The following is a 25070-nucleotide window of genomic DNA, read 5'->3' on the forward strand; positions in this document are numbered from 1 at the left end:
AGAGAACTATACATTTCTATTGAGAAATATCATGCGTATTGCCCCGCTTGCCCTCGCCATCGCCGTCCTCGGTTCCGGTTCCGCCCACGCGACCGTACTGGATTTGATGGCGCCGGTCGGCGGCGCGAACCTGTACGCGATCCACGACTTCACGGCGCCGTCCAGCGACGTTGAAGGCGCGGTCGTGGCGGGCGGCAATGTGACGGTGTCCAGCTATTCGATCAACCATAACGGCAAGAACGCATTCGGCAAGGACGGCTATGCGCTGGTCGCGGGCGGCAACCTGTCGTTGACGGGCGGTTCGATCGAGAACGGCAAAGCGTATGTCGGCGGCACCACCGGGCTGACGTGGGCCGCGACGCCGCAGATGGCCGCCACCAATCCGGTCGACTTCAACGGGGCGACGAGCTACTACAAGGGCGTCGCCGACGCACTGTCCGACCTCGATCCGACGGGCGCCGTCACGCGTTTGTGGAGCGGCGTGCAGGTGACGGGCAGCGGCCGCGGCGGCGTCGACATCTTCAACGTGTCGTCCGACCTGTTCGCCACTTCCAGCAGCTGGACGCTGGACAAGCTGGTGCCGGGCGAGACGCTCGTCTTCAATGTGAGCGGCAACGCGGGCACCTTCAACAATGGCGGCATCAGCTTCGAGCCGCTCGCCGGCTACAACGTGCTGTTTAATTTTTACGAAGCGAAGACCATCGACGTGCGCGGCGTGATCGGCAGCGTGCTGGCGCCGTATGCGACGCAGTCGGCGAACTGGGGCGTCATCAACGGGAACGTGGTCGTCGATACCTGGTCGTCCACGGTGCAGGTCAATTCGAACCACTACTTCAATCCGGTCGATATCGCCGGATTGAAGCTCGAGAAGGGCGCCGACGCGGCGTCGGCGCAAGTGCCGGAACCGGGCAGCATCGCGCTGGTGCTGGCCGGGCTCGCGGCGGCGGGTGTGGCGAGACGGAAGCGCCGCAGCGCCTGATCCGACGGTGTTTCAAGCAGGCAGCGCCACCGCGACGCGGCGGCCATGCGCCCGCATCGCGAGCGCCAGCACCACGCCGGACAGCGCGAGGCTCGCCGCCACCCATTGCGGCGACGCATACGAATAGCCCAGCGTCAGCGGAATCCCGCCGAGGAACGCACCCAGCGCATTGCCGATATTGAAGCCGGACTGGCCCAGCGACGAGCCCAGCATCTCCGCTTCGCGCGAGTGCTCGATCAGCAGCATCTGGATCGGGGGGCCCAGCGCCAGCGCGTTCGCGCCGACGGCGAACGCCAGCACCATCATCGCCGGCTGCGACGACGCCAGCAGCGCGTTCATGCACAGCAGCGCGACCATCGTGATCAGGAGGATGATGATCGCGGTCAGCGGCGGCACGCGGTCCGCCAGCTTGCCGCCCACGTTCACGCCGACCGTCATGCCGACGCCGACCGCCGTCATGATCAGCGGGATCGTATTCGCGTGGAAGTGCGTCACGTCCGTCAGCAGCGGGGCGATGTAGCTGAGCCAGGCGAAGAAGCCGCCCGTGCCGATCGACGTGATGCCCAGCGCGAGCCACAGGTTCGGCTTGCGGAAGATCTTCAGGTCCTGGCGCAGGCCCGCACCCGGCGTCGCCTCGAAATACGGGATCAGCTTGTGCAGCATGATCATCGTCGCGAGGCCGATCACGGCCACGATCAGGAACACGAAGCGCCAGCTCATGTTGTGGCCGAGCCAGGTGCCGGCCGGTACGCCCAGCACGTTCGCGATGGTCAGGCCGGAGAACATGCTGGCGAGCGCGGCCGCCTCCTTGCCCTTGTCCGCGAGACGCGTGGCGACGACGGCGCCCACGCCGAAGAAGGCGCCGTGCGGCAGGCCGGCCAGGAAGCGGAACAGCAGCATCGTGTGGAAGTTCGGTGCGAAGGCCGAGAGCGCGTTGAATGCCGTGAACATCAGCATGAACCAGATCAGCACGCTGCGCGGCGGGCGGTGCGACAGCATGCTGACGAGCGTCGGCGCGCCGACGACCACGCCGACCGCATACGCCGAAATCAGATAGCCCGCTTGGGGAATGGAAATGTCGAGGCCGGTCGCGATATCGGGCAGGATGCCCATCATGACGAATTCCGTCATGCCGATACCGAAACCGCCCAGGGCCAGGGGCGCCAGGCTTTTCTTGATCATGTGTGTAGTCTTTGCTGGAGGAAGCCGGACATTATGGCGGCTCGCGTCAGGCGAGTCCGCTTTTGAGTCGTGATGTCCGGTATAGCCTCACATGATAGCGGTATCAGGCCGAGTCTGCTTGCGGGTCGTCGTTTTCCGCGAGCCAATGGATGCGGCCATTGCCGGCCTCGCTCAGCCGGGAGATCAGCGCCGCGGCCTTGTCGTCCGGCAGGTGGAAGGCGAACGAGACGGCGTCCGCATGCTGGACGGCATCGAGCGTGGCGCCGGCGGTGTCCAGTTCGCGGCGAATGAGACCTTCGAGCGGGTAGGGCGCGTCGCAGCGCAGGTGGCGCTGGCGGATGATGGCGATTTTCTGCGCACCCAGCAGCGCCTGGGCGACGCTGTCCGTGTAGGCGCGCACGAGGCCCCCGGCACCCAGCTTGACGCCGCCGAAATAGCGCACGACGGTCGCCAGTACGCCTTCCAGGTCCTGGTGGCGCAGCACGTCCAGCATGGGCCGGCCGGCCGTGCCGCTGGGCTCCCCGTCGTCGACGGCGGCCGATTGCCCGCCCGCCAGCAGCGCCCAGCACACGTGCGCGGCGCCCGGATGCGCTGCCTTGAGCCCGGCGACGATCTTCTGCGCGCCGGCCCGGTCGGGCATCGGCTGGACGCAGGCGATGAAGCGGCTTTTCTTGATGATCAGTTCGTGGTGGACGGGGGTGAGGATGGTCTGCGGCATGGGGGATACAGCTTACTGTATTTCCGCCTGGATCGCTTAACGAAGTAAAACTACAAAAAATACCCGATATGGTTTGAATTACTATCTATGATCATGTTACTTTACTACAAATTACTATGGAGATAACATGAAGAAGCTCGTCCTGGCCATCTCGGCCATGCTGCCCGCGCTGTGGGCCGGCGCCGCGCCGTACGCCATCCAGCACGTGGAACCGATGAACTGGTGGGTCGGCATGAAGTCGTCCGACCTGCAGGTGATGGTGCATGGCGAAAAGATCGCCGAACTGGCGCCGGCGCTGGCTTACCCCGGCGTGCGCATCGCCAGCGTGGAGCGTACGGACAATCCGAATTTCCTGTTCGTGAACCTGAAGATCGGCGCGACGACGAAGCCCGGTGAACTGAAACTGCAGTTCAAGCGCGGCAAGGACGTTGTGACGACCGTCCCGTATCGCCTCGACGCGCGCCGCAAGGATTCGGCGGCACGGCGCGGCTTCGATTCCGGCGACGCCGTCTACCTGATCGTGCCCGACCGCTTTGCGAACGGGAACCCGGCCAACGACGATGCGGGCATGCGCGAAAAGAGCGACCGCGGCAATCCGGACGGGCGCCACGGCGGCGACCTGGCGGGCATGCAGGCGCAGCTCGATTACATCCGCAACCTCGGGTTCACGATGGTCTGGCCCACGCCGCTGTTGGAAAACAACCAGCAGGCGTACTCGTACCACGGCTATGCGCTGACCGATTACTACAAGATCGATCCGCGCTTCGGCAGCAACGAGGACTACCGCAACTACGTGGCGGCGGCCAATGCGCGCGGCATCGGCGTGATCCACGACGTCGTGGTGAACCATATCGGCACGGGCCACTGGTGGATGCACGACATGCCGTCGTCCGACTGGATCAACCACGGCACGCGGTTCGTCAAGACCAACAACCAGCACACGGTGGCCCAGGACATCCACGCGGCGCCGGAAGACAAGGCCGGCTTCGTCGACGGCTGGTTCGATACGACGATGCCGGACGTGAACCAGAAGAACAAGCTGGTGGCCCGCTACCTGATCCAGAATACGCTGTGGTGGATCGAGTACGCGAACCTGTCCGGCATCCGCGAAGACACGTATTCGTACGCCGACCCGGCCTTCCTGAACGACTGGAACCGCGCCGTGCGCGCGGAGTATCCGCACCTGAACGTCGTCGGCGAGGAGATGGACGACCGCCCGTACATGGTCGCGTACTGGCAGAAGGGCGTGGTCAACCGCGACGGCTTCCGTTCCGAGCTGCCGTCCGTGATGGACTTCCCGCTCGTCGACGCGGCCCCGAAAGCGCTGACGGCGCCGGAAGACAGCGGCCAGGGCCTCATCAGGATCTACGAAACCATCGCGGCCGACTACCTGTACGCGGATCCGCTGAAGCTGATGGTCTTCCCGGACAACCACGACCGCCCGCGGGCGCTGGCGCAGGTGGACGGCAACGTCGACCTGTTGAAAACGGACCTGGTCCTGATGGCGACGACGCGCGGCATCCCGCAGGTGTTCTACGGGACCGAGATGCTGATCCAGGGACCGAAGCAGCGCACCGACGGCGTGCTGCGCGCGGACATGCCGGGCGGCTGGGCGGGCGACACCGTGAATGCGTTCACGGGCACGGGCCTGACGGACGCCCAGCGCGACATGCAGCACCTCGTGCGCACGCTGTTCAACTGGCGCAAGACCAGTTCCGCCGTCAAGTACGGCAAGCTGACGCACTACATGCCCAGCGACGGCCACTACGTCTATTTCCGCCACGACGGCAGGCAGACGGTGATGGTCGTGTTGAACAAGAATCCGCAGGCCACGCAGCTGGACCTGGCGCGCTTCGCCGGCATGGTCAAGCAGGCGCGCCAGGGCCGCAACGTGCTGACCGGCGCCGCCGTGGACCTGCGCGCGCCGCTGGCGCTGCCGGCCATGACGTCCGTCGTCGTCGAGTGGTGATACGTTGACGACTATACGGTCGGCACCGTTCCGCCATCGATCACATGTTCCGAGCCTGCTACCGATGCGGCGCGCGGCGAGACGAGGAAGGTAATGAAATCCGCCACTTCCTGCGGCCTGGCGGGACGGCCGACGGCAATGCCGCCGAGCCAGTCCATGATCAGTTTCTTGCCGCCCTCGTAGTCCGTGTCGTGTTCGCGCGCCATGCGCTCGGCGAACTCGACCGACGCCTCGGTCTCGATCCAGCCTGGCGAGACGCTCAGGACGCGCACACCCTTCGGCGTCACTTCCTTCGACAGCGACTTGCTGTAGGTCGAGAGGGCGCCCTTGGCCGCAGCGTAAGCGGTCGTCGATGTCCAGAGCGGCAGGATGCGCTGGATCGAGCTCACGTGCAGTACGACGCCTGCACCCTTTGTCAGCATGCCCGGCACCAGTGCACGATCCAGGCGCACCGCAGCCATGAAGTTGAGGTTCAGTTCATCGAACCAGACGGCGTCGTCGAGGACCGCGAAACCACCGACCGGAGCGGTCGAGCCGCCGAGGCTGTTGATCAGGATGTCGACGCCGCCCCAGCGCTCCTCGACCGCACTGACCAGCTTCGCCACGCCTTCCGCAGTCGACAAGTCGGTCGTCACATAGATCACGCCCTGCACCGGCTTCTCCGGGGCGGAGCGTGCCGACGTCATCACCTCCACGCCGGCATCCTGCAGGCTCTTGACGAGGGCCGCGCCCAGCCCCTTGGTGCCGCCGGTGACGAGGGCGCGCTTGCCTTTCAATTCGAGGTCGAAGCTCATACGCTGATCTCCAGCGAGTCGATCAGGCCACGTTCGAGGCCGAAGCGGTAGGACAGGTTGGCCGGGCTGCCGGGGAAGTTGCCGGTGACTTTGGCGCGGACGACGTGAAAGCCGTCATTGTCTTCCATGTCGAACGGCACGGTCGTCGCGTTGTACTTGACCGACGCCGCGGCCAGGAAGGCCGTGATGGCGTCGACGCCTTCGTAGGTGTGGCCGTCGTCCTTCAGAATGGCGTCCGCCTTGAAGCACCGAGCCAGCGCTTCGGGATGGTGTTCGGACGCGAAGTATGTGGCGATGGGTTCGGGCAGCGTCAGGGTATGCATGTTCGTGGCTCCAGGTGGTGACTGAAGCCCTATGATGCGCGCCCCCGTTTGATTAGGGAATATTCTAGAATTCGCACGGGTTATGTAGAATCGCGTGCATAATGCGGCGGCCGGTCAGGGCCGGTCGAAAGGGCCGCGATCCAGTAGACAGTCGATGAAGGCACCGAGGAGGGCGGGTCGATGTTGCCTGTTCGGGTAATACAGGAACAGCCCGGGCCGGGTGATCGACCAGTCGGCAAGTACCTGGACCAGCCGCCCCTGCGCCAATAGCTCGCCGACGCCATCCTGCTCGAAGTGATAGGCAATCCCAAGCCCGTTCAGCGCGGCGGCAATGCCGATGTCGGCGTGATTGGTGACCACCGGCCCGGCGACCGCGACTTCGATGCTCTGCTCACGCTTCTTGAACTCCCACCGGTAATGCCTGCCCTCCATGTGCAGCCGCCAGTTGATACAGGCATGCTCGTGCAGATCGGCGGGAGACCTGGGTGTGCCGTGACGCGCGAGGTAGTCCGGAGACGCCACCGCGACCATGCTCATGTCCGGCGTCAGGCGGATGGCGACCATGTCCTTCTCGAGCTGCCCACCCACGCGGATGCCCGCATCGAAGCGGCCGGTGACGATATCGGCCAGCGCATCGTCGACCACGATGTCGAGCACGACATCGGGGTGGGCTTGATGAAAGCGTGCGAGGCGTGGCGCAATGATCGTCCGGGCACCGATCCCGAGCGTGTTGATGCGCAGCGTACCGCGCATCTGCCCTGCCGCTTCGCTGGCTTCGGCAACAGCCATGTCCATTTCCCGGAACAAGGGGGCCAGGCGCCGATACAGCTGCTCGCCGCTGGCCGACGGCGCAACGCTGCGGGTGGTGCGATTGAGGAGGCGGCTGCCCAGACGGCTTTCCAGCTGGCGGATGGTCTGGCTGAGAGCGGACGGCGACAGGCCAAGGTGTTCTGCTGCCCGAGCGAAACTCTGACGCTCGACGACCGCGACAAATGCTTTTAGCTCGACAAATTCGGATCCACGCATTCTGTGCTGTTTTCTACATGACAAGTCCTCATTCTAGACGACTGAATCGACGGCGCAGGCGCCCGCGCCCGAGCGCGCGAGCAACTGCCCGATCTGCGCGGCCGGGCACGGCCGGCCGTACAGGTAGCCCTGCGATTTGTCGCAGCCGTGCGCGCGCAGGAAGTCGTGCTGTTCCTGCGTCTCGATGCCCTCGGCCACGATCTCCATCCTGAGACTCCTGGCCATCGCGATGATGGCGCGCGTGATGGCCGCGTCTTCCGGATCCTGCGGCAGGCCGCGCACGAAGCTGCGGTCTACCTTCAGCGCGCGCACGGGGAAGGTCTTCAGGTAGCTCATCGACGAATAGCCCGTGCCGAAGTCGTCGATCGCGAGCTGGATGCCGGCGTCCGTCAGCGCGTGCAGGCGGTCGACGATGTCGGTGGACGCGTCCATCAGCATGCTCTCCGTCAGTTCCAGTTCGAGCCAGCACGGGTCGACGTCGGCCTCGCGCAAGGTCGCCAGCACGGCCGCGACGAGGTTGTTTTCCTTGAGCTGGCGGCCGGACAGGTTGACGGCCACGCGGAGCAGGTGGCCTTCCGCGTGCCAGCGCTTCAGGTCGCGGCACGCTTCGCGCAGTACCCATTCGCCGATCGGCACGATGAGGCCCGTGTCCTCCGCGACGGGGATGAAGTCGTTGGGGCTGACCATGCCCAGTTGCGGATGGATCCAGCGGATCAGCGCTTCGACGCCGACGATGTCGCCCGTCTTGAGGTCGACCTGCGGCTGGTAGTGCAGCACGAACTCGTCGCGTTCCAGCGCGCGCCGCAGGTTGTTGTCCAGCTTGAAGCGTTTATGGGCGTCGTCGCGCATGCTGGGCGTGAACATGCGCCACGCGTTCTTGCCGCCGTTCTTCGCGTAGTACATCGCGGTGTCCGCGTATTTCAGCAGCGCGTGCATGTCGGTCGCGTCGTCCGGGTACACGCTGATGCCGATCGACGCGCCGATGTGGATGTCGTGGCCGTGGATGTGGATCGGGTCGGCCAGCTTGAGCAGGCATTTTTCCGCGATCAGCGATGCGACGCCGACCTGGCTCACGTTCTCGAGGATGATGCCGAACTCGTCGCCGCCGATGCGCGACAGCACATCGCCGAAGCGCAGCGTCTCCGACAGCCTGCGCGACACGAGGCGCAGCAGCTCGTCGCCGATGTCGTGGCCGAGCGTGTCGTTGACGGTCTTGAAGTTGTCCAGGTCGATGAACATCAGGATCGTGCGCTCGTCGAACTTGCGGGCGCGCGCGAGGACGGATTCCAGCCGCTCGTTGAAGAAGTGCCGGTTGTTGAGCTGCGTGACGGGATCGTAGTGCGCCAGCCGGTCCAGCTTGACCTCGATGCGCTTGCGTTCGTTGATCTCCGCTTCCAGTTCCAGTTCGCGCTTCTGGATGCGGTCCAGCATGCCGTTGAACGTGCGCGCCAGCAGGCCGATGTCCGCCGCCTGCGATACCTCGGCGCGCAGCGAATAATCGCCCTGGCGCGAGATCTGCTCGCTCACCGCCGACAGCGCGCGGATCGGGGCCGTGAAATAGCGCTGCAGGCGCGACAGCGCGTAGTAAGAGAGGCTGAGCAGGGCCAGCGTCATCGGCAGCGCCAGCGCGAGGTACAGCGCGAGCTGGCGGTACACGCTCGTCACGCTGCTGCGCACGACCACGGTGCCGAGCAGGCGGCTGCCGACCTGGATGCGGCGCGTGACGCTGACGCCGCGGACATCCACCTCCGTCTCGCGCACATGCGGGTCGTGCGCGGCCGGGGGCGACTGCGGATCGCGCACGAAGCTGACGAACGCCTTGCCTTTCGCGTCATAGGCGACGGCCGATTGCACGTCCGGCGCCACGCGCAGCGCGGACAGGATGTCGCCGGCCGCCTCGGCATCGGCGAAGGCCATGGCGGCCGTCAGGTTCTCGCCCGCCATCGTCGCCTGCGACTGCGTCTGGCGCACCAGCGCGGCCGTGAAGAAGTACAGCTGGATGCCGATCAGGAACAGCGTCGACAGCAGCATCACGCCGCCGCTCGTGACGAGGTAGGTCCATTTGAGCTTGGTGCTCAGTGCCTGCCGGTTGATCCATTCGATGAGTTGTTCCATGCGGGCCTTCCGGGTCTAATAGATGGCGCGCGCCAGCCGCAGCACCTTGGAGCTGAGCACGACGCCGGCACCGCGCGCCGCGGCGCCGTTGAATTCGAAGGCGATGCGCCGGTCGTCCAGCACCAGTTCGAGCATCACGCCCTTGCGCGCGGCGCCCCGCGTATCGGCGATCGTCAGCACGCCGGCCGCGCGGGCGCTGTCGGCGAGCGCCGTCATGTCGTCGGACTCCGACGCGCTGATGTACAGGATGTGGCATTGCATCAGCGCCTCCGGACCCGAGTGCGGATACACGATGGACAGGCGCGCATTCCCGAGCGGCTTGCCTTCGAGCGTGGCGAGCGCGCTGCCGAACGGATCGCGCCCCAGCACGCACAGGCGTACGACGCCGTTCATGTTCGGCAGGGTGCTGAACTGCGCGATGTTGTAGATGAACGCCGCCTTGGCCACGTATTCGTCGGCCGCCTGGGCATGGGCAACCGCCGGCAGCAGGCAGCACAGGAGCAGGAGGCGTGCGAGGCTGGGCCGCATCATCGTCAGAACCTGACAGTCGCCATGAAACGCAGCGTGCGCCCGTCCTGTCCGATCGCGTCGAGGTGGCGCGGCGGCGTGCTGTTGTCGTAGTGCTCCTCGCTGGCGGAATCGGCATGGCGTTTGGCGAAGACGTTGAGCACGCCCGCGGACAGCTCCACGTGCGAGCCCAGGGTGCCGACGAGATTCAGGTCGACGAGGCCGAAGCCGCCCACCTCGCCGCCGCGCACCGTGCGGCGCCGGCTCGTGTAGCGGTACTCGGCATGCGCGCGCAGGTGGTCGCCGAGCGGCGGCAGCGCGACATTCAGCTTGAACAGCCGGCGCGGCGAATTGGGCAGCCATGCGCCACCGGCGTCGTTGCGCGCCGACTGCACGTTCGCGCTGCCCTTGACGGCGCTGCCGTCCTCGCGCAGCCATTCCGCTTCCACTTCGATGCCCGTGGCGCGGGCGGCCTCGATGTTCGAGAAGACCAGCATGCCGTTGACCGGATCGGTGGCCAGCGCCAGCATGTCGCGCATGCGGTACTGGAAGACGGAGGCGGTGGCGCGGAAGCGGTCGGTCGGAAAATATTCCGCGATCAGTTCATAGGTCTTGATGTGCTCCGAGCGCAGCGCCGGATTCGCCCGGAAGTCGAACGTGTAATAGCGCTCGTAGGCGTTGGCGGAGCGGAAGGCCGTGCCGTACAAGGCCTTGAGCGTCACCTGGCTCGCCGTCTTGTAGAGCAGGGCCACGCGCGGATTCGTCGTGGCGCCGCCTTCGGAATCGTAGTCGTGGCGCACGCCCGTGTTCAGGATGAGCTTCTCGCCGAGCCGCATCTCGTCCTGCAGGTAGACGGCGGCCTGCCGCTTGGGATGGGCGACGTCGAGATTGAGCAGGTACGGGTCGACGTCGTAGTTCGCCATCTGCCGCTTGCTGTCGCGCGTGTATTCCGCGCCGGCGATGAGCTTGTGGCCGCGCAGCGCGCTGCTGGTCACGCGCACCTCCGCGCCGCTGCTGAGGCTCTCCGCCGTATCGATGCTGGGCGTCGGCCCCTCGCTCGCGGACCCGGTCACGTTGAGGGTCTTGTAGCGGTAGCGCGCGACGCTCACGCCGGCGAACAGGTCGAGCGTCTCCGAGACGGCGCGGTGCCAGGACAGGGCGGCGCCCGCGTATTCGTCCAGCGACCAGCTGCGCGGATCGTTGAACTGCTGGCCGTACGACGCCGTCGGAATGCCTTTCGTGCGGCTGCCGAAATAGGCCTCGGCCACGACGCCGCCCGCGCTCAGTTTCGCGAACAGCCGGCGATAGCGGTCGTAGTCGATCCCGGTGGCGACGCCGTGGTTGCTGGCCGCGTCGTCGTATTCGGGAAAGTACACGTCGCGCCCCGGACTGTCGTACACCGACGCGCCCAGCAGCAGCTCGGTGCCGCCCGGCGTCCCGCTGCCGTACGTGTTGCGCACTTCGCGGCCGCGGCCCGTGAACCGGCCCACGCTGACGGTCTGCCCGTTGAGGGCCCCACCGCTTTTCGTGAGCACGTTCACCACGCCGAAGAACGCGCTGCTGCCGTAGATGGCGGAACCGGGACCCGGCACGAACTCGACGCGGTCGATGAGGGCCAGGTCGATCGGGAACTCGGTGCCGATGGCGCCCTGGTCGTAGACGACGTCGTTCAGGCGCCGGCCGTCGATCAGGACCAGCAGCCGCGTGTTCAGGTCGCCCGGATTGCCCAGGCCGCGGATGTTCGCGTAGTTGTAGTTGCGGTCGTAGGACACCGTCATGCCGGGCACGCTCTGCAGCACCTCCGTGAGCGTGCGATAGCCGCGCTGGCGGATGTCCTCGGCCGTGATCACGGTGACGGACGACGGTGCCTCGCTGATCTTCTGCGGAATCTTCGACGCCGTGACGACCTCGAGGTTGAGCAATTGTTCGAGGGGCAGGGCGTTCAAATCGGGACCTTGCTGCGCCAGTGCGCCGGCCTGGACGCCAGCCGCCAGGAGGCCGATCGCACGCGACAGGTGACGGGATGGAGACGTTTCCTTGTTCGGCAACATGGCAGGTCCTTGAGGGAATGCTTGGCAGAGCGCCCGAGCGGCCCAGTGTAAGGACGTGCAATACTGAATTTGTTGACTAGAACCAATTAATTGGCCGGTGCAACTAATTCCGAGAGGAGGGATAGGAAGAATCTGACAGAGAGCGGAAAAGCAAAAAGCCCACGAACCGAAGTTCATGGGCTTTCTGGTGTTCGTGGTAGGCCGTGCTGGGCTCGAACCAGCGACCAACGGATTAAAAGTCCGCTGCTCTACCAACTGAGCTAACGACCCGACGGGCAGCATTATAGCGGCTCATCGGGACACGGCCAAGTGCTTTCGTGAAAATTGGCAACAATTGCTGAGGTGGCCTGGCAAATGTCGGCCTTCCAAAGTGCCGCATAGACATTGATTTCCGGTATGATCAGTTGATTTTCAGATATTAATTTGTGCCGTGATCCCGACCGACTCCGATACCGCCACCGACTTCTCCCTGCGCGCCCTGAATCTCGTCAACAGCGGGATCATCGTGCTGGACGCCCACCACAAGATCGTGCTCTGGAACGGCTGGATGGTGCCGCGTTCCGCCCGCGCCGCCGCGCGCGTGCGCGAGCGCTCGCTGTTCGAGGTGTTCCCCGAACTGCGCGGGTCGCGCGTCGAAGCGGCCGTGCTGGCCGCATTGTCGCCATCGGCCGATGGCGCGAGCACGACCATCCCGCAATCGGAAAGCCGGGCCCCATTTCCCCTGCGCGAGGCGGGCAGCTTCGACGGGCCGCGCATCGACCAGGCCGTGACGGTGACGCCGTTCCGCGATGGCGAGCAGCGCTATTGCATGATCGAGATCCGCGACGTCAGCGGTGCCGTGGAACGCGAAAAGCGTCTCCTCGACCACGCGGAATCGCTGCGCGCCCGGTCCTACGTCGACGGCCTGACCGGCATCGCCAACCGCCGCTACTTCGACGTCGCGCTGGACCGCGAACTGCGTCGCGCGCAACGCGCGAAGGGCGAGCTGTCGCTGCTGCTGATCGACATCGATTCCTTCAAGGCCTACAACGACCACTTCGGCCACCAGCAGGGCGACGCCTGCCTGTCCACCGTGGCGCAAGCCCTCGCTGCCAAACTCAAGCGCCCGGCCGACGTGGCGGCACGCTATGGTGGCGAGGAATTCGCGGCGATCCTGCCGGACACGTCGCTCGAGCAGGCCAGGCTGCACGCCAACGCGATCCGCGACCACGTGGCCGGACTGGCGCTGCCGCACGCGCCCGCGGCCCACTGGCCGATGGTCACGCTGAGCATCGGTGTCGCAAGCTTTGATCGTGAACGCCTGCATGAGGTTCCCGCATTGATCGAGGCCGCGGACAAGGCCTTGTATGCGGCAAAGCGTGGTGGCCGCAACCGTGTGGTGGTAGACGGCGACGCATCCGCTTGACGGGTCGTTCAGCACGCCGCGATGACGTGCATATCCGATCACGCAGCCGCGCATAGCGATACGGGATCCCGCCCGTCGCCGGCGCATGCGTGTCATTTCTCATCGATCTGATTTAGCGTAAATACAGACTGTTTCGTGATGCGGCCCTCGCCGTCCTTGTGGCTGCCAACCGGCGCCCTAGACTGAATTGCCGCCGCCGGCAAAGACCCGGACCGCGGCATTGTCCACCACGATCCGAAGGAGACATCATGCGTCCGCTTCCCTTGGCACTTTCCGCATCCCTGCTGTTGTTCGCGCCCGGTGCCGGCGCGCAGTCCGGGAATTATCCGATCAATGACGACACGCCGATCTCGCGCGTCGAGGTGACCGCGCAGCCGCGTCCGGAGTTCCGCATCTGGGACTACCAGGCCGAGGACGTCAGCGGCGCGTACGCGTTGTCGAACGGCTGGCGCCTGAAGGTGAAGCCGGCGCGCGACGGCATCGTCGCCCAGATCGACAAGCAGCGTCCGATGCGCCTCATCGCGCAATCGCCCGACCGCTTCGTTTCGCGCGACGGCAACGTGATCATGGAATTCAACAAGGGCGACACCCGCGACGACATGATGATGAGCTATGTGCCGAGCGACGTTACCGATCCGCGCCTCGCGCAGATCATCGTGGTGACGGCGAAGATGGCGCAGCGCTGAGGCGCCGGCCGGTCAGCCCGCATCGCCGGGCGGGGCCGGCGGCTGGTCGATCGCGTCGGCCAGCCGGCGCATCAGCCGCACCAGGTTGTCGAAATCCTCCTTGTCCCACGACGCGAAGACGGCGCGGGCCATCTTGTCGCGCGCGGCGTCGAGCGCGTCCGTCATGGCCTTGCCCTTGGGGGTGATCGAGGCCAGGCGGACCCGCGCATCCGCGTCGGAAGCGCGCCGTTCCACGAGGCCCAGGCTGTTCAGCTTGGCCACCTGGCGGCTGACGGTGGTGTAGTCGCGTCCCGACCGTTCGGCCAGCTCGACGACGCCGATCGGCCCCAGCCGCTCGATCCCGACCAGCAGCGGAAACAGTGCCCGGTCCAGCCGGACGCCGGCCTGGCGGATGAGTTCCTCGTCGCGTTGCGGCCGGTTCATCGCGCTGACGATGCCGATCAGCGACGTGTGCAATTCACGCAGCCGCGCCGATATATGTGTATCTTGCACATTATTTTTCGTTGCCATATACTCCTCTCCAGTTATGTGCATTTTACACATAAGACACTGGGAGAGCGACATGGACTTCGATACCGATGTACTGATTTGCGGCGCGGGTGCCGCCGGCCTGACCCTGGCCCTTGACCTGGCGCGGCGGAACGTCCAGTTCCGCCTGGTCGAGCGGCAGGACACGCCATTCCACGGCTCGCGCGGCAAGGGCATCCAGCCCCGCACGCTCGAAGTCTTCGAGGACCTCGGCATCGTCGACCGGGCGGTGGCGCTGGGTGGGCCGTATCCGCCCCAGCGCATCCACGCCGCGGACGGCAGCCATGCCGATGCCCCGACCGCCGCGGCGCAGGCGGCGACGCCGGCGGAGCCCTACGCCACGCCGCTGATGCTGCCGCAATCCCTGACCGAGCAAGTGATGCGCGAACGCCTGCTGGCGCTGGGACAGCGGGTCGAATTCGGCCTTGCGCTCACGGGCCTGGAGCAGGACGCGGATGGCGTCACGGTCACGCTCGCGGGCCGCGGCGGCGAGTCGCGCCTGCGCGCGCGCTACGTCATCGGCACGGACGGGGGGCGCAGCACGGTACGCCATCTGCTCGGCGTCGGCTTCCCCGGCAAGACGCTGGGCGTGCGGGCACTGGTGGCGGACGTCGCCCTGACGGGCCTCGATCGCGACGCCTGGCATCGCTTCAACGGGGACGACATGGCGCGCCGGCTCGAGGTGTGTCCGCTCGCGGGCACGGACCTGTTCCAGATCCAGGCGCCGGTTCCGCCCGAGGGCGACGTCGACCTGTCGCCGCAGGCTCTCGACGCGTTGGTCACGGACCGGACCGGGCGCGACGACGTGCACGTGGACAGCGTGTCCTGGGCCTCGGCGTACACGATGAACGCACGCCTGGCCGACCGCTATCGCGTGGGGCGCGTCTTCCTTGCCGGCGACGCCGCCCACACGCATCCGCCCACGGGCGGGCAGGGATTGAACACCAGCGTGCAGGACGCGTACAACCTCGGCTGGAAGCTGGCGGCCGTGCTCGCGGGCGCGCCGGACGATCTGCTGGACACGTACGAGGCGGAGCGCCGCCCCGTCGCCGCCGCGATGCTGCAGCTGTCCACGGCGCTGCTGGACGCCGCGCGCCGCGGCGGAGAAATGCGCCGCGGGCGCGAGACGCGGCAGCTCGACCTGGCGTACCCCGATTCGCCCCTGGCGTTCGCGCAGCCGGCGCGTGCACACGGTGTGCAGGCCGGCGAGCGGGCGCCGGATGCCGTCGTGCTGGGTGCGGGCGGGCAATCCACCCGGCTCTTCACGCTGTTCGCGGGGCCGCATTGGACCCTGCTGGGGCGGGACGTGCCGCCCGGCGTCGCGGAGGCGTTGCGGCGCGCGGGCCTGCGCGTGCACCTGTTCGGCGCGCGCGGCGACGTGGTGGACGTGCATGGCCAGGCCGAGGCGGCCTATGGATTGCAGCCCGGGGAACTCGTGCTGGTGCGTCCGGACGGCTACGTCGGCGCCATCGCCGGCTCCGCCCACGTCGACGCGCTCGATATCTACATGCGGCGTGCCGGCCTGTCCTGAACACGCCGCCAGCGCCAGGCCAGCAGGGCCAGCAACACCAGCCAGGCCGCCACGGCAACCTGGGCGAACACGTCGCCGATGCGGCTGTAGACCGTGCCGCCGCGCCCCGTCGGCAGGTCGCCGACGAGCATGCGGGGGGCGTGCGCCGTGCGGCGTTCGGCGACGATGCGGCCGTGCGCATCGCTCAGCGTCATCAGGCCCTGCGAGGCCGAGCGCGCGACGGCGAATCCGTTTTCGACGCCGCGCACGACGGCCATGCGGCCGTGCAGGTAGGCGTCGCGGTCGAAGTCCCACGCGGGCACCAGCATCAGGCCGACGTCGCGCCGGCCGTACAGGCGCAGGTCCTGGGCGAAATCCATGTCCTTGCAGATCGCGATGCCGGCATGCACGTCGCCGAGCCGCGTCACCAGTTCGCCGGTGCCCCGCACGTAGTCCGCTTCGTAGCCCGGCACCATGCGCTTCTTCAGGTAGGTGTCGACAGGCGCGCCGGGCCGGTACAGCGCGGCGATGTTCAGCCGGCCGCCCTGGGGCGCGGGCCCGTCGAGACCGGCGACGACGACGCTGCTTCCCGCCGGCGGCGCGAGGACCGTGCCGGCCGCCAGGATTTTTTCCGGCACGACGATGGCCGCCGGCGCGTGCGCGGCCGCCGCGGCGACCTGGCGCGCGAACGCGGCCGCGACTTCCGGTGCCGCCTCGGGGTGATTGAACACGCGCCCGGCGTAACGGTCGTCGCTCAGCAGCGCGATGCGCACGGTTGGCCCGGCCGGCTGCGCCAGCTGCCACACGCCGTAGGCCAGCACCGCAAGCACGGGCACCGACCATGCGAGGGTTCCGGACAAGTCGCGCGGCCTCACGTACAGGATGGCGAGCCCGGCGGGAATGACGGCCGCAAGGAAGGAGAGGCCGGCCACGCCGGCCAGCGCTGCCGTCTGCAGCAGCGGCACGACGTCGACCAGCGTGTAGCCGAGGGCGAAGAAGCTGCCGTTTGGCGACACGAGGCTGTGCAGGTAATCGATGGCGGCGAGCATCGCGGCGAATCCGAGCGGGGCCACGCCGGCCGGAAAGCGCCGATACAGGGCGCGCATGAACAGGGCCGCGAGCATGAACACGAGCGCCTGGGCGACCGCGAGGCCATAGACCATCGGCAGGAGCCGGCCATAGAACCACATGGGGCCCGCCTCGCCCATCCATGCGGGCACGAACAGCAGGAGGGCGACGTCCCGTGGGCGCGGCGCGCGCAGGGCCATCACCAGCAGCGGCACGCACGCCGCGAGCGCCAGCCAGCCGAACTGTCCCGTGTCGCGGCTGATTGCCAGCACGGCGCCGCACAGCAGCGCGGTAAGGATGTGCCATCGCGTCATTCTTGCTCTCCCTTCAGGTAGATGCGCGCCGCCGAGCGCAGGCACAGCGCCGTGAATTCGGTCCGCGACAGGTTGAACCGTCCGGAGCGGTGCAGGTCCACGAGTCCCTGCAGCACGCCCCACACGCCCATCGCCAGTTCCAGCGGCGGCCCGGCGCGCACGAGTCCCGCCGCCTGGCCCTCCGCGAGGCGCTGCGCGAAGCCGCCGATGACCGGAGAACGTCCCGCTTCGAAGTCTTCCGGGTAGATGCGTTCGGCGCGTGTCTTGAGCACGAAGGCGGCGTCGAACAGCGCCGGTTCGTCCAGCGCGAAATCGACGAAGGCCGTCGCGAGGGCGTCGAATCCGGCCAGCAGCGGCAGGCCGGCGAACATCTGGACACGGCGTTGCCACATCTCGAGCGCATGGGCGCCCACGGCCTGCAACAGGGCGGCCTTGTCCGCGAAGTGGCGGTACACGGCCATCGGCGTGATGCCGGCTTTCTGGCCGACGGCGCGCAGGCTCAAGCCGTCCAGTCCCTTTGCTTCGAGTTCGCTGATGGCGATTGCGAGAATGCGTTCTTTCGTGGTCATGTATACACTGTATACATGTCTTTACCGCAATGCAAGGGATAGGACGTCACCGGTTTACCCACGAAAAACGGAAAGGTTCCCACGACGGGACCGGGACCTTGTCGATCGTGGCCGCCACGAAATGGCATTTGCGCGCAGCGGCCAGCGCGGTCCGGTCGAGGATGGGTTCGCCGCTCGAGCGGGCGACGCGCGCATCCGTCACCCAGCCATCGACGTTGATCAGCACCGCCAGGATGACGTTGCCGGCGACCCGGCGCTCTTCGGCGAACCGCGGCAGCCGCGGGCGTTCGCAGTTATCGGGATTGACGACGGCCCGCACCTTGACGGGAACGCGGCCGCCAGCGCCGCCGCCCACTCCCTTGCCTTGGTCGCCCGCCCCGGCGGTGCCGGTGCCGTCAGGCTTGCCGCCGGCCAGTTCCACCGGCGTGGGAATAGCGACGATGGTGGCCGCCACTTCCGTGCGCGGCACGACCTCGATGTCGCGCGGCGGCGGAGCGGCGGTTTCCCGTCCCGGCGGCCGGGGCTTGTTCTTGCGCCGCGGCGGCAGCGGGGGAGATGGAGGTGGCTCGACGACCTGCGGCGCGACGTTGGACAGCAGCATGACGGTGTACGGCGTCTGCGGAAGCACGATGCGATCGGCGGTCACGAAAGCGAACAGGACCAGCGCGTGGAGGGCGGCGACGAAGGCAATCCGGGGCAGCGCGCGCCGCGGGCGATCGAATATGGTGTCAGTTGGCACGATAACCCTCTCAATTTATTCACGGATGAATAAAATGCGACAACGGTTATCTATGGTATGGCAACAATGTCATGTTGCCAATGCGCTGGGCATGGCGTCGGCTGAAGGCCCTGGAAAACAAAAAGCCCACGGACCAGGCCGTGGGCTTTTCGAGTATCTTGGTAGGCCGTGCTGGGCTCGAACCAGCGACCAACGGATTAAAAGTCCGCTGCTCTACCAACTGAGCTAACGACCCGAAGAGGCAGCATTATAGCGGCTCGGCCGCCGTCCGGCTAGCGTCCGCGTCGGTCCGCGCGTACCGGCGGCGTCGCGGCGGTGATCGCGAAGCTGCCCAGGACGAAGGCGGCGGCAAACGTGGCGGCAAGCAGGGTCGACAAGGTACGCATGATGGCTCCCGGCGAATGGCGGATACGATGTTCGGTCGTCGTATTGACGCTACCAAGTATAAGTAGCCGGGGATGCTAATTGGTTGCTGAATGGCAACAAGATATTCTGAAGGGCAAAAAACAAAAACGCCAGCTCATGAAAGCTGGCGTTTTCGTTGAATCTTGGTAGGCCGTGCTGGGCTCGAACCAGCGACCAACGGGTTAACATCTTCGCGTTGGTATGAACAACTTGGTGAATCAATGACTTGCAACGTTTGCCAGATGCGATAACCAGCCATACGAAAAGGAAGGTTGGTTACTTATCAGGAGGTACGTTACAAGTGCGTCACATGGTGAGCTGGAGGAACAGTTATCGAGCCCGTTCAGCTCACACTGGCCCGGTGCTTGCCGATCAACTTGCATCCGCATTCCGTGACACAGCCTTCCACGGCTACCGCAATGCCCCACCAACAGAGTGGGGTGGGCAGTGTGAACCGCCCCGGGTTTTGTAGAGGCTCCATTGTTTGAGAAACTGGAGCCATGAAGAAGCAACCCAAGTATTCCCCCGAAGTCATCGAGCGCGCCGTGCGCATGGTCAGCGAGGCTGCCAGCGAGTACAGCTCGCAGTGGGCAGCCATCGAATCGATCGCAGCCAAGATCGGCTGTACGCCTGAGACGCTACGTCGCTGGGTACGCCAGCAGGAGCGCGATACCGGCCAGCGACCAGGTCCGACTACCGCCGAAGATGAACGCATCAAGGCGCTAGAGCGAGAAGTGCGCGAGTTGCGCAAGGCAAACGAGATTCTTCGCCTGGCGAGTGCGTTTTTCGCCCAGGCGGAGCTCGACCGCCGCTTCAAGTCGTGAGGGCGTTCATCGACCAGTACCGCCATGCCTACGGTGTCGAGCCGATCTGCAGGGTGATGCAGGTCGCGCCGTCGGGCTACTGGCGTTACGCGGCGCAGCAGCGTAATCCGGCATTGCGCTGCGCCCGTGTCCAGCGTGACGATGTGCTGAGCGTCGATATTGAGCGGGTCTGGCAGGCGAATCTGCAGGTCTACGGAGCCGACAAAGTTTGGCGACAGCTGCGCCGTGAGGGAACCGATGTGGCCCGCTGTACCGTGGAGCGTTTGATGCGGAAGGCTGGCCTGCGTGGTGTCATGCGCGGCAAGGTCGTACGCACGACAGTCGCCGATGCGAAGGCGCCATGCCCGCTCGACCGGGTCAATCGTCACTTCAAGGCACAGCGGCCGAACCTGTTGTGGGTCAGCGATTTCGCGTACGTTTCGACATGGCAGGGCTTCGTCTACGTGGCCTTCGTTATCGACGTTTTCGCCCGGCGAATCGTTGGCTGGCGTGTCAGCAGCTCGATGCGAACCGACTTCGTCCTCGATGCTCTGGAGCAGGCGCTGTACGCGCGCCAACCGGAACGAAACGCGTTGGTCCATCACAGCGATAGGGGCTCGCAATACGTATCGATAAAATACAGTGAACGCTTGGCGGAGGCGGGCATTGAGCCGTCTGTGGGCAGCAAAGGCGACAGCTACGATAATGCCTTGGCCGAGACGATTAACGGGCTTTACAAGGCAGAGCTGATCCACCGTCGCGCTCCCTGGAAAACACGTGAGGCCGTCGAACTGGCCACGCTGGAATGGGTGTCCTGGTTCAACCACCATCGCCTGCTGGAACCGCTCGGCTATATACCGCCGGCTGAGGCTGAGGCAAACTATTACGAGCAGTTGAGCGGTCAGGCTATCCCCGCCTGACTCACATAAACCGGCCTCCACGAAAGCCGGGGCGGTTCATTCCTCTAATCGGCCAGGCTCCGCCTATCGAGCTCGGGCGGCGAACTCATGTGAATACCGCCTGTGCGGCCCATACTCTTGGGCGACAGCCGCAGACGTTGCAAGCACGGACATCCGCTCAGCGGTCAAATCACAATGACGCTATCAATTTTGCGCCGCATTCGGTCACGTCTCCGTCATAGGCATAGGACTTGCCTTCATGTCGCGCACCTGCGCCATCAGGTTTGATTGCAAAGTTACCTTTACACTTTGGGCACTGTGTCATGTCAGACTGAAGTGCTGCGATCACACCCATCACAATTGTGCCCGAGGATGCGCTGATGACCTGGCCACCGTGATCGGTTTTGTCGTTGAGGCGAATGACGCCACGTCCTTGATGTTTCATTTGTGAGTTCTATTCGTTTATCGCTGCAGCTCGAAATTTAACCGCGAGTGGCTTGCGGATGCAATCCCTATCTTTACTTGATTATATAAATCAAAAGATTTTGACCAATACCAGTGCATTGATCTTGAATTCAGGCGTGAGACTAATAAGATGTGGTATAAATCTTTATCTGTTCAATTGTTGCCGATTCGCTTTTTCCATTTAGGTGTAAGTCGATCATGCTGCCGGGGCCAAATATCCCGCTAGGGAACTCGCAGCTTCGTAATCCACAGCTCAGATTCCGACGAGTGTCGATGTTCGATTGAACCTCCCAGAATTTCGTTTCTTTATCAATTCCGAATCCATCTATTTCTAGATAGCCGGTGAAAGGGTGGCGTGCTAGCCAGTCAGCCTTTGGTGTGTTATCAGGCGTTCCATCAGGATATGGCGTTCTTGTTTCCGTAAGTAAACGCTCAGGAATGCTTAAATTAATAGTAATAGTGCTGACGCTAAGTTTATTTTCCCAGCTTGTAGATGCCGTGAGTCCTAAATCTTCCCATACACACCATTCGGTCCCGGTCTCGTCACAATGTGGCTTTCTCTTAAGTATATTTTTCCATGTTGTTAACGGACGACCGAATTCTAGAAGTTTCCCGTCAAAAAAAATACGTGATTCCTTTATAATGATTTCCGGTTTTGCGTATCTTTTCACACGCCGGGCAGGTGGAGGGACTTTTATAGCACCTGTCGCTAGCGCAGCTTGACGTTGGACTTCGTTCCACCGATCTAACATCGTAGGTCCTCCTTCTTTCGTGGGAGGTGATTGGCCAGGAGGTTCCGCGCCTTTGGAAATGGCGATGAACAAAGATAGCACAAGTATTGATCCACTAAGGATTATTTTATTCATTTTTTAATTTGATTCTTTTCGTTGAAAAGCACGGTAAAATTTTTATTTATGTAATCCCAAGATTCTTGATTTGTTTTTTTGGCGCTGTTTATAGAGTCGAGAATTTCCTTTTTATATGCTTTTTCGAGCGCCTCCCACTCTGTAGCAGACTCTCCCCGTTTCACCTCCTGCGGATGTCTTTTTGCCCAATCTGCTACTAATTTGTCTTGCCAATTCGTATCGAATGGATGAACCAGAAAACCTCGAGCGATCAGTGCTGGATCGGCTGTTGCGTCTCCTTTCCACCAATGGGCAGCAACGGCTGATCCAACTTTTTTCACCGCTTCTTTCGCCAATTCGGCTGCTAGGGTGTGGAATGGATGATTGTCATGGTCTTTTGCTAGTTGAGAATGTGTTGGATTTGTCGATCCGTTTGTATTAGGGTCGCCTGCGCGGACGATTTGTTGATCGTCAACGCTATTTCCAACAAGGTGAAGCAAGGTGCTGTAGATGAAGTTATAAATATTGGAGATCAATCCAACAGTGTAAAAAGGGATTGCTTCGATGTATTTAAATGCCGGTTTTTCTGCAAGCCAATCTCTTCCTCCTAGAAAATATTCATAAGCCTTCAGTACGCGTGGATCACTATGCGCACGCAGTAAGATAAGTATGATTCGATCTGCTTTCGTGCGCTCACCAGGTTCGGTTGGTTTGAACTTCCATTCAACCTTGAATAATATATCTGCGATAGTTCCTGCTGTGCTGGCAATAACGTCATCAGAATCAAACATCCCAGTAACGACGGGAAGACTATGCTTCCCAGGTGCGGATGATGTCCATGGGAGAACATGAACGTGTCCCACTTTCCTTAAGCTAAGTTCGACAAAATTACTGTGCGCGAAGTAATCTTCAAGTACATGAAGTGCTGCGCCAAAGTGTCTGTATCCCTCCGGCCCTGGGCCAGCGGTTAGCGCCTTGTTTATCTCGCTAGACATGTATGCGGCGGAAGAATCGATATACCTCTTCATTGATTTTTGCGGATCTATCGAAGTATATTCTATGGAAGCTCTCGGCTGGAAATCTTTGTCAATCGTATGCGGATCAGACGCGTTAGTGGAGTTATTGGTTGGATTGTCGATATGTTCTACAGGACGGTACACTCCTAACATGGAAGGAGTTACTTTGAAAACGTTTTTTTGCTCTGGACTTTTGACAAATTCGACTTCGGCAAAAATGTCTACTAGCTCTGTTAGCTCTTGGCGAGAAAACGCTGCGGGAAAATTTCGTGGTGCTTCGGGCTTTCGGACGATAGAAGGATCGAGTAATTGTGAGTAATCGCGCAACCAGTTTCCGAAGTAAATCTGCTTGATTATATTTTTGTCTTGAAAATGTATAGAGGCTTCAAATAAGGCATGCTCGATCGACTGATGGCCGAACGACGAAGTTGGTCGTTCTTGATTGTGTTCACCCATGCCTGCGCCAAAAAATTCAATATTGCCATTCTTGCCTTCGTTACGCTGTGCATCCTCGTTTTGGGATTTTTGTATGGCTTGCTGTACCGCGTGGTAATCGACTTTAAGTCCGCCGTTAAAAGTGGGGGAGCGATAACTTGCATATGGTGTAGAGCTGCTATTGCAAAAATCAAAAAAGGCAATATTATAGGCGAATTTCGCACCCTCATCGCCTTCGGCGTCTGGCGCAATTGTGGAAGTGCCGTCCGGATTTTTCTCAGCCAAATCGCTACGTAGTACTAAATCAATATAGTGGCCAAATTCATGTAGTAGCGCGGTCAGCAGTTCCCATGAGTCGTCGTTGCCCGCTGCAGCGCGATCAGCAGCCGCCCGATGTACCAGAATTTCACGTGTTTCGTTGTCGAATGAAGCTGGATAATGGCAACTCATCATTACCTTAATGGCCGGTTGTTTGAGTGAACCATTTTTCAGTCCTTCGTATAGCTTGATATAGGTTTCTGCAGGGATGTCGTAGCCAAATATAGGCGCCAAAAACATAACGAATTCGGCGTGTGTAAAGTTTTTTGCTACCTGCTTGATCTGATTAAATGCAAACGAACTTTCGAGGTGTCGATCGGTTTCTACAACTGCATTGGCGTTGGGAGCGATCGAGAAAGCTTGTCTTTTCTTGTTAGGTGTTTAGTTTCGTGCGATCATCTTCCTCGTCGTAGCTGGCCTTTGTTTCGTGCAAGGGCTATGCTGGGTGACTTGATTGCTGGGTTCAGCAGTCCCGGCNTGTTTAGTTTCGTGCGATCATCTTCCTCGTCGTAGCTGGCCTTTGTTTCGTGCAAGGGCTATGCTGGGTGACTTGATTGCTGGGTTCAGCAGTCCCGGCATTCAACCGCAACAGGAGCAGTCCGCAGCATGAGTTCACGCATCCATCCGCAAGCGCGCACCACCCCGAAAGTCCGGCAGGAGATCAGGGATTCCGGTCTGTCCGATCGTCAGGCGGCAAAGGTCTTCGGCATTACGCGGTCGACGGCCGCGAAGTGGCTCAAGCGTGACGACGTACAGGACCGTTCCCATCGCGCGCACACGCTGCATACAACGCTGAGCACAGCCCAGGAAGCCATCGTCCTGGCGCTGCGCCAGTCGCTCTACCTGCCGCTCGATGATCTGCTTTTCATCACGCGGCAGTACATCAATCCCGAGGTGTCGCGCTCAGGCATCGCGCGCCTGCTCAAGCGCGAAGGCATGTCGCGCCTGGAAGACGTGATCCCGACGGCCGAGGGCGAAACCATCGCACCGAAGAAGACCTTCAAGGACTACGAGCCCGGCTTCATCCACATCGACATCAAGTACCTGCCGCAGATGCCGGATGAGACCTCGCGCCGCTACCTGTTCGTCGCCATCGACCGCGCCACGCGCTGGGTTTTCATGCACATCTACGGCGACATGACGGAGAAAAGCAGCGTCGATTTCCTGCGTCGGCTCAAACAGGCTTCGCCCATCAGGATCAGCAAGATCCTGACCGACAACGGCTCACAATTTACCGACCGTTTCACAACCAAGGACAAGAAGCCCAGCGGCAAGCACGCCTTCGATGAGGCCTGCGCCGCTATCGCCGCCGAGCATCGCCTGGCGCCACCGCGCCATCCGCAAACGAACGGCATGGTCGAGCGCTTTAACGGCCGCATCAATGAACTGCTGCAGCAAACG

Annotated in this window: 22 protein-coding genes, 2 tRNA genes and 1 other annotated feature; of the genes, 7 read left to right on the forward strand and 17 right to left on the reverse strand. The window is 63.1% G+C overall.

Annotated elements, in window-relative coordinates; translation table 11 throughout:
* Nucleotides 1-31 precede the first annotated feature (31 nt).
* On the forward strand, nt 32-979 hold the full coding sequence (locus tag ASD28_RS17705; RefSeq protein ID WP_056130800.1) for a choice-of-anchor A family protein: 948 nt from the start codon (nt 32-34) through the stop codon (nt 977-979).
* 12 nt (nt 980-991) lie between these two features.
* Here the strand turns inward: ASD28_RS17705 and ASD28_RS17710 are convergent, their stop codons facing one another.
* A complete protein-coding gene (locus ASD28_RS17710) occupies nt 992-2161 on the reverse strand; it encodes an MFS transporter (RefSeq protein ID WP_056130803.1) in 1170 nt (389 codons plus the stop codon).
* Nucleotides 2162-2264: 103 nt separating this feature from the next.
* Nucleotides 2265-2879 carry a YigZ family protein gene (locus ASD28_RS17715; RefSeq protein ID WP_056130806.1) on the reverse strand — a complete coding sequence of 205 codons (615 nt, stop codon included), beginning with the start codon at nt 2877-2879 and terminating at the stop codon, nt 2265-2267.
* Between the two features lie 127 nt (nt 2880-3006).
* Between ASD28_RS17715 and ASD28_RS17720 the strand changes: the two genes are divergently transcribed.
* Nucleotides 3007-4848 (forward strand): glycoside hydrolase family 13 protein, encoded by a 1842-nt coding sequence (locus tag ASD28_RS17720; protein ID WP_056130809.1) that lies wholly within the window; start codon nt 3007-3009, stop codon nt 4846-4848.
* 11 nt (nt 4849-4859) lie between these two features.
* Here the strand turns inward: ASD28_RS17720 and ASD28_RS17725 are convergent, their stop codons facing one another.
* From ASD28_RS17725 to ASD28_RS17755, 7 genes are all read right to left on the reverse strand, one after another.
* A complete protein-coding gene (locus tag ASD28_RS17725) occupies nt 4860-5642 on the reverse strand; it encodes an SDR family oxidoreductase (protein ID WP_056130812.1) in 783 nt (260 codons plus the stop codon).
* Nucleotides 5639-5965, reverse strand: coding sequence for a nuclear transport factor 2 family protein (locus ASD28_RS17730; RefSeq protein WP_056130815.1), 327 nt, complete (start codon nt 5963-5965; stop codon nt 5639-5641). Before ASD28_RS17730 ends, ASD28_RS17725 begins: the two co-directional genes overlap by 4 nt.
* A gap of 114 nt (nt 5966-6079) precedes the next feature.
* Entirely contained in the window at nt 6080-6991 is a 912-nt protein-coding gene (locus tag ASD28_RS17735; protein WP_056130818.1) for a LysR family transcriptional regulator, read from the reverse strand.
* A 33-nt stretch (nt 6992-7024) separates the two neighbouring features.
* On the reverse strand, nt 7025-9106 hold the full coding sequence (locus ASD28_RS17740) for a bifunctional diguanylate cyclase/phosphodiesterase (RefSeq protein ID WP_056130822.1): 2082 nt from the start codon (nt 9104-9106) through the stop codon (nt 7025-7027).
* Nucleotides 9107-9121: 15 nt separating this feature from the next.
* Nucleotides 9122-9637 (reverse strand): YfiR family protein, encoded by a 516-nt coding sequence (locus tag ASD28_RS17745; RefSeq protein ID WP_056130825.1) that lies wholly within the window; start codon nt 9635-9637, stop codon nt 9122-9124.
* A 2-nt stretch (nt 9638-9639) separates the two neighbouring features.
* The gene (locus tag ASD28_RS17750) at nt 9640-11664 is read right to left on the reverse strand and encodes a TonB-dependent siderophore receptor (protein WP_056130828.1); all 2025 of its coding nucleotides are present in this window, start codon (nt 11662-11664) and stop codon (nt 9640-9642) included.
* A 194-nt stretch (nt 11665-11858) separates the two neighbouring features.
* Nucleotides 11859-11934: transfer RNA gene (locus ASD28_RS17755), tRNA-Lys, on the reverse strand.
* Between the two features lie 160 nt (nt 11935-12094).
* Between ASD28_RS17755 and ASD28_RS17760 the strand changes: the two genes are divergently transcribed.
* Nucleotides 12095-13069, forward strand: a complete 975-nt coding sequence (locus ASD28_RS17760; protein WP_056130830.1) for a diguanylate cyclase — start codon at nt 12095-12097, stop codon at nt 13067-13069.
* A gap of 248 nt (nt 13070-13317) precedes the next feature.
* The gene (locus ASD28_RS17765; RefSeq protein ID WP_056130833.1) at nt 13318-13755 is read left to right on the forward strand and encodes a hypothetical protein; all 438 of its coding nucleotides are present in this window, start codon (nt 13318-13320) and stop codon (nt 13753-13755) included.
* A gap of 12 nt (nt 13756-13767) precedes the next feature.
* Here the strand turns inward: ASD28_RS17765 and ASD28_RS17770 are convergent, their stop codons facing one another.
* Entirely contained in the window at nt 13768-14247 is a 480-nt protein-coding gene (locus tag ASD28_RS17770; RefSeq protein ID WP_307168428.1) for a MarR family winged helix-turn-helix transcriptional regulator, read from the reverse strand.
* Between the two features lie 70 nt (nt 14248-14317).
* Here ASD28_RS17770 and ASD28_RS17775 point away from each other — a divergent pair, with 70 nt between their 5' ends.
* Complete coding sequence (locus tag ASD28_RS17775) at nt 14318-15814, forward strand: FAD-dependent oxidoreductase (protein ID WP_056130840.1); 1497 nt, start codon at nt 14318-14320, stop codon at nt 15812-15814.
* On the opposite strand, the gene ASD28_RS17780 is transcribed toward ASD28_RS17775, so the two are convergent.
* From ASD28_RS17780 to ASD28_RS17795, 4 genes are all read right to left on the reverse strand, one after another.
* Nucleotides 15787-17175, reverse strand: coding sequence for a hypothetical protein (locus ASD28_RS17780; protein WP_056130843.1), 1389 nt, complete (start codon nt 17173-17175; stop codon nt 15787-15789). The two genes, ASD28_RS17775 and ASD28_RS17780, sit on opposite strands and share 28 nt — an antisense overlap.
* Nucleotides 17172-17744, reverse strand: a complete 573-nt coding sequence (locus ASD28_RS17785; protein ID WP_056130846.1) for a TetR/AcrR family transcriptional regulator — start codon at nt 17742-17744, stop codon at nt 17172-17174. The genes ASD28_RS17780 and ASD28_RS17785 overlap by 4 nt, the downstream gene beginning before the upstream one ends.
* Before the next feature lie 46 nt (nt 17745-17790).
* Nucleotides 17791-18372 (reverse strand): energy transducer TonB, encoded by a 582-nt coding sequence (locus ASD28_RS17790; RefSeq protein ID WP_156650915.1) that lies wholly within the window; start codon nt 18370-18372, stop codon nt 17791-17793.
* Between the two features lie 270 nt (nt 18373-18642).
* Nucleotides 18643-18718: transfer RNA gene (locus ASD28_RS17795), tRNA-Lys, on the reverse strand.
* Nucleotides 18719-19388: 670 nt separating this feature from the next.
* Between ASD28_RS17795 and ASD28_RS17805 the strand changes: the two genes are divergently transcribed.
* Nucleotides 19389-20611, forward strand: a protein-coding gene (locus tag ASD28_RS17805; protein WP_156403708.1) for an IS3 family transposase whose coding sequence is annotated in 2 segments (ribosomal slippage) — nt 19389-19677 and nt 19677-20611 — 1224 coding nt in all. Because the reading frame shifts where the segments join, the coding sequence is not laid out codon by codon here.
* Nucleotides 19667-19783 (forward strand) — a sequence feature (AL1L pseudoknot). Its footprint overlaps the gene before it by 117 nt.
* A 169-nt stretch (nt 20612-20780) precedes the next feature.
* On the opposite strand, the gene ASD28_RS31220 is transcribed toward ASD28_RS17805, so the two are convergent.
* From ASD28_RS31220 to ASD28_RS31225, 3 genes are all read right to left on the reverse strand, one after another.
* Nucleotides 20781-21035, reverse strand: coding sequence for a PAAR domain-containing protein (locus tag ASD28_RS31220; protein WP_082577147.1), 255 nt, complete (start codon nt 21033-21035; stop codon nt 20781-20783).
* 142 nt (nt 21036-21177) lie between these two features.
* Entirely contained in the window at nt 21178-21807 is a 630-nt protein-coding gene (locus ASD28_RS31910; RefSeq protein ID WP_156650916.1) for a hypothetical protein, read from the reverse strand.
* A gap of 110 nt (nt 21808-21917) precedes the next feature.
* A complete protein-coding gene (locus ASD28_RS31225; RefSeq protein WP_082579153.1) occupies nt 21918-23909 on the reverse strand; it encodes an HET-C-related protein in 1992 nt (663 codons plus the stop codon).
* Between the two features lie 366 nt (nt 23910-24275).
* Between ASD28_RS31225 and ASD28_RS17815 the strand changes: the two genes are divergently transcribed.
* The coding region (locus ASD28_RS17815) for a DDE-type integrase/transposase/recombinase (protein WP_056130858.1) at nt 24276-25070 on the forward strand (795 nt) is incomplete at its 3' end.

It is taken from the genome of Massilia sp. Root133, assembly GCF_001426525.1.
Classification (GTDB): Bacteria; Pseudomonadota; Gammaproteobacteria; order Burkholderiales; family Burkholderiaceae_D; genus Telluria; species Telluria orientalis.

Coding starts and splice junctions, on each gene's coding strand:
- ASD28_RS17705 (WP_056130800.1), top strand. CDS start 32: ATGCGTATTGCCCCGCTTGCCCTCGCCATCGCCGTCCTCGGTTCCGGT.
- ASD28_RS17710 (WP_056130803.1), bottom strand. CDS start 2,161: ATGATCAAGAAAAGCCTGGCGCCCCTGGCCCTGGGCGGTTTCGGTATC.
- ASD28_RS17715 (WP_056130806.1), bottom strand. CDS start 2,879: ATGCCGCAGACCATCCTCACCCCCGTCCACCACGAACTGATCATCAAG.
- ASD28_RS17720 (WP_056130809.1), top strand. CDS start 3,007: ATGAAGAAGCTCGTCCTGGCCATCTCGGCCATGCTGCCCGCGCTGTGG.
- ASD28_RS17725 (WP_056130812.1), bottom strand. CDS start 5,642: ATGAGCTTCGACCTCGAATTGAAAGGCAAGCGCGCCCTCGTCACCGGC.
- ASD28_RS17730 (WP_056130815.1), bottom strand. CDS start 5,965: ATGCATACCCTGACGCTGCCCGAACCCATCGCCACATACTTCGCGTCC.
- ASD28_RS17735 (WP_056130818.1), bottom strand. CDS start 6,991: ATGCGTGGATCCGAATTTGTCGAGCTAAAAGCATTTGTCGCGGTCGTC.
- ASD28_RS17740 (WP_056130822.1), bottom strand. CDS start 9,106: ATGGAACAACTCATCGAATGGATCAACCGGCAGGCACTGAGCACCAAG.
- ASD28_RS17745 (WP_056130825.1), bottom strand. CDS start 9,637: ATGATGCGGCCCAGCCTCGCACGCCTCCTGCTCCTGTGCTGCCTGCTG.
- ASD28_RS17750 (WP_056130828.1), bottom strand. CDS start 11,664: ATGTTGCCGAACAAGGAAACGTCTCCATCCCGTCACCTGTCGCGTGCG.
- ASD28_RS17765 (WP_056130833.1), top strand. CDS start 13,318: ATGCGTCCGCTTCCCTTGGCACTTTCCGCATCCCTGCTGTTGTTCGCG.
- ASD28_RS17775 (WP_056130840.1), top strand. CDS start 14,318: ATGGACTTCGATACCGATGTACTGATTTGCGGCGCGGGTGCCGCCGGC.
- ASD28_RS17780 (WP_056130843.1), bottom strand. CDS start 17,175: ATGACGCGATGGCACATCCTTACCGCGCTGCTGTGCGGCGCCGTGCTG.
- ASD28_RS17785 (WP_056130846.1), bottom strand. CDS start 17,744: ATGACCACGAAAGAACGCATTCTCGCAATCGCCATCAGCGAACTCGAA.
- ASD28_RS31220 (WP_082577147.1), bottom strand. CDS start 21,035: ATGAAACATCAAGGACGTGGCGTCATTCGCCTCAACGACAAAACCGAT.
- ASD28_RS31910 (WP_156650916.1), bottom strand. CDS start 21,807: ATGTTAGATCGGTGGAACGAAGTCCAACGTCAAGCTGCGCTAGCGACA.
- ASD28_RS31225 (WP_082579153.1), bottom strand. CDS start 23,909: ATGTTTTTGGCGCCTATATTTGGCTACGACATCCCTGCAGAAACCTAT.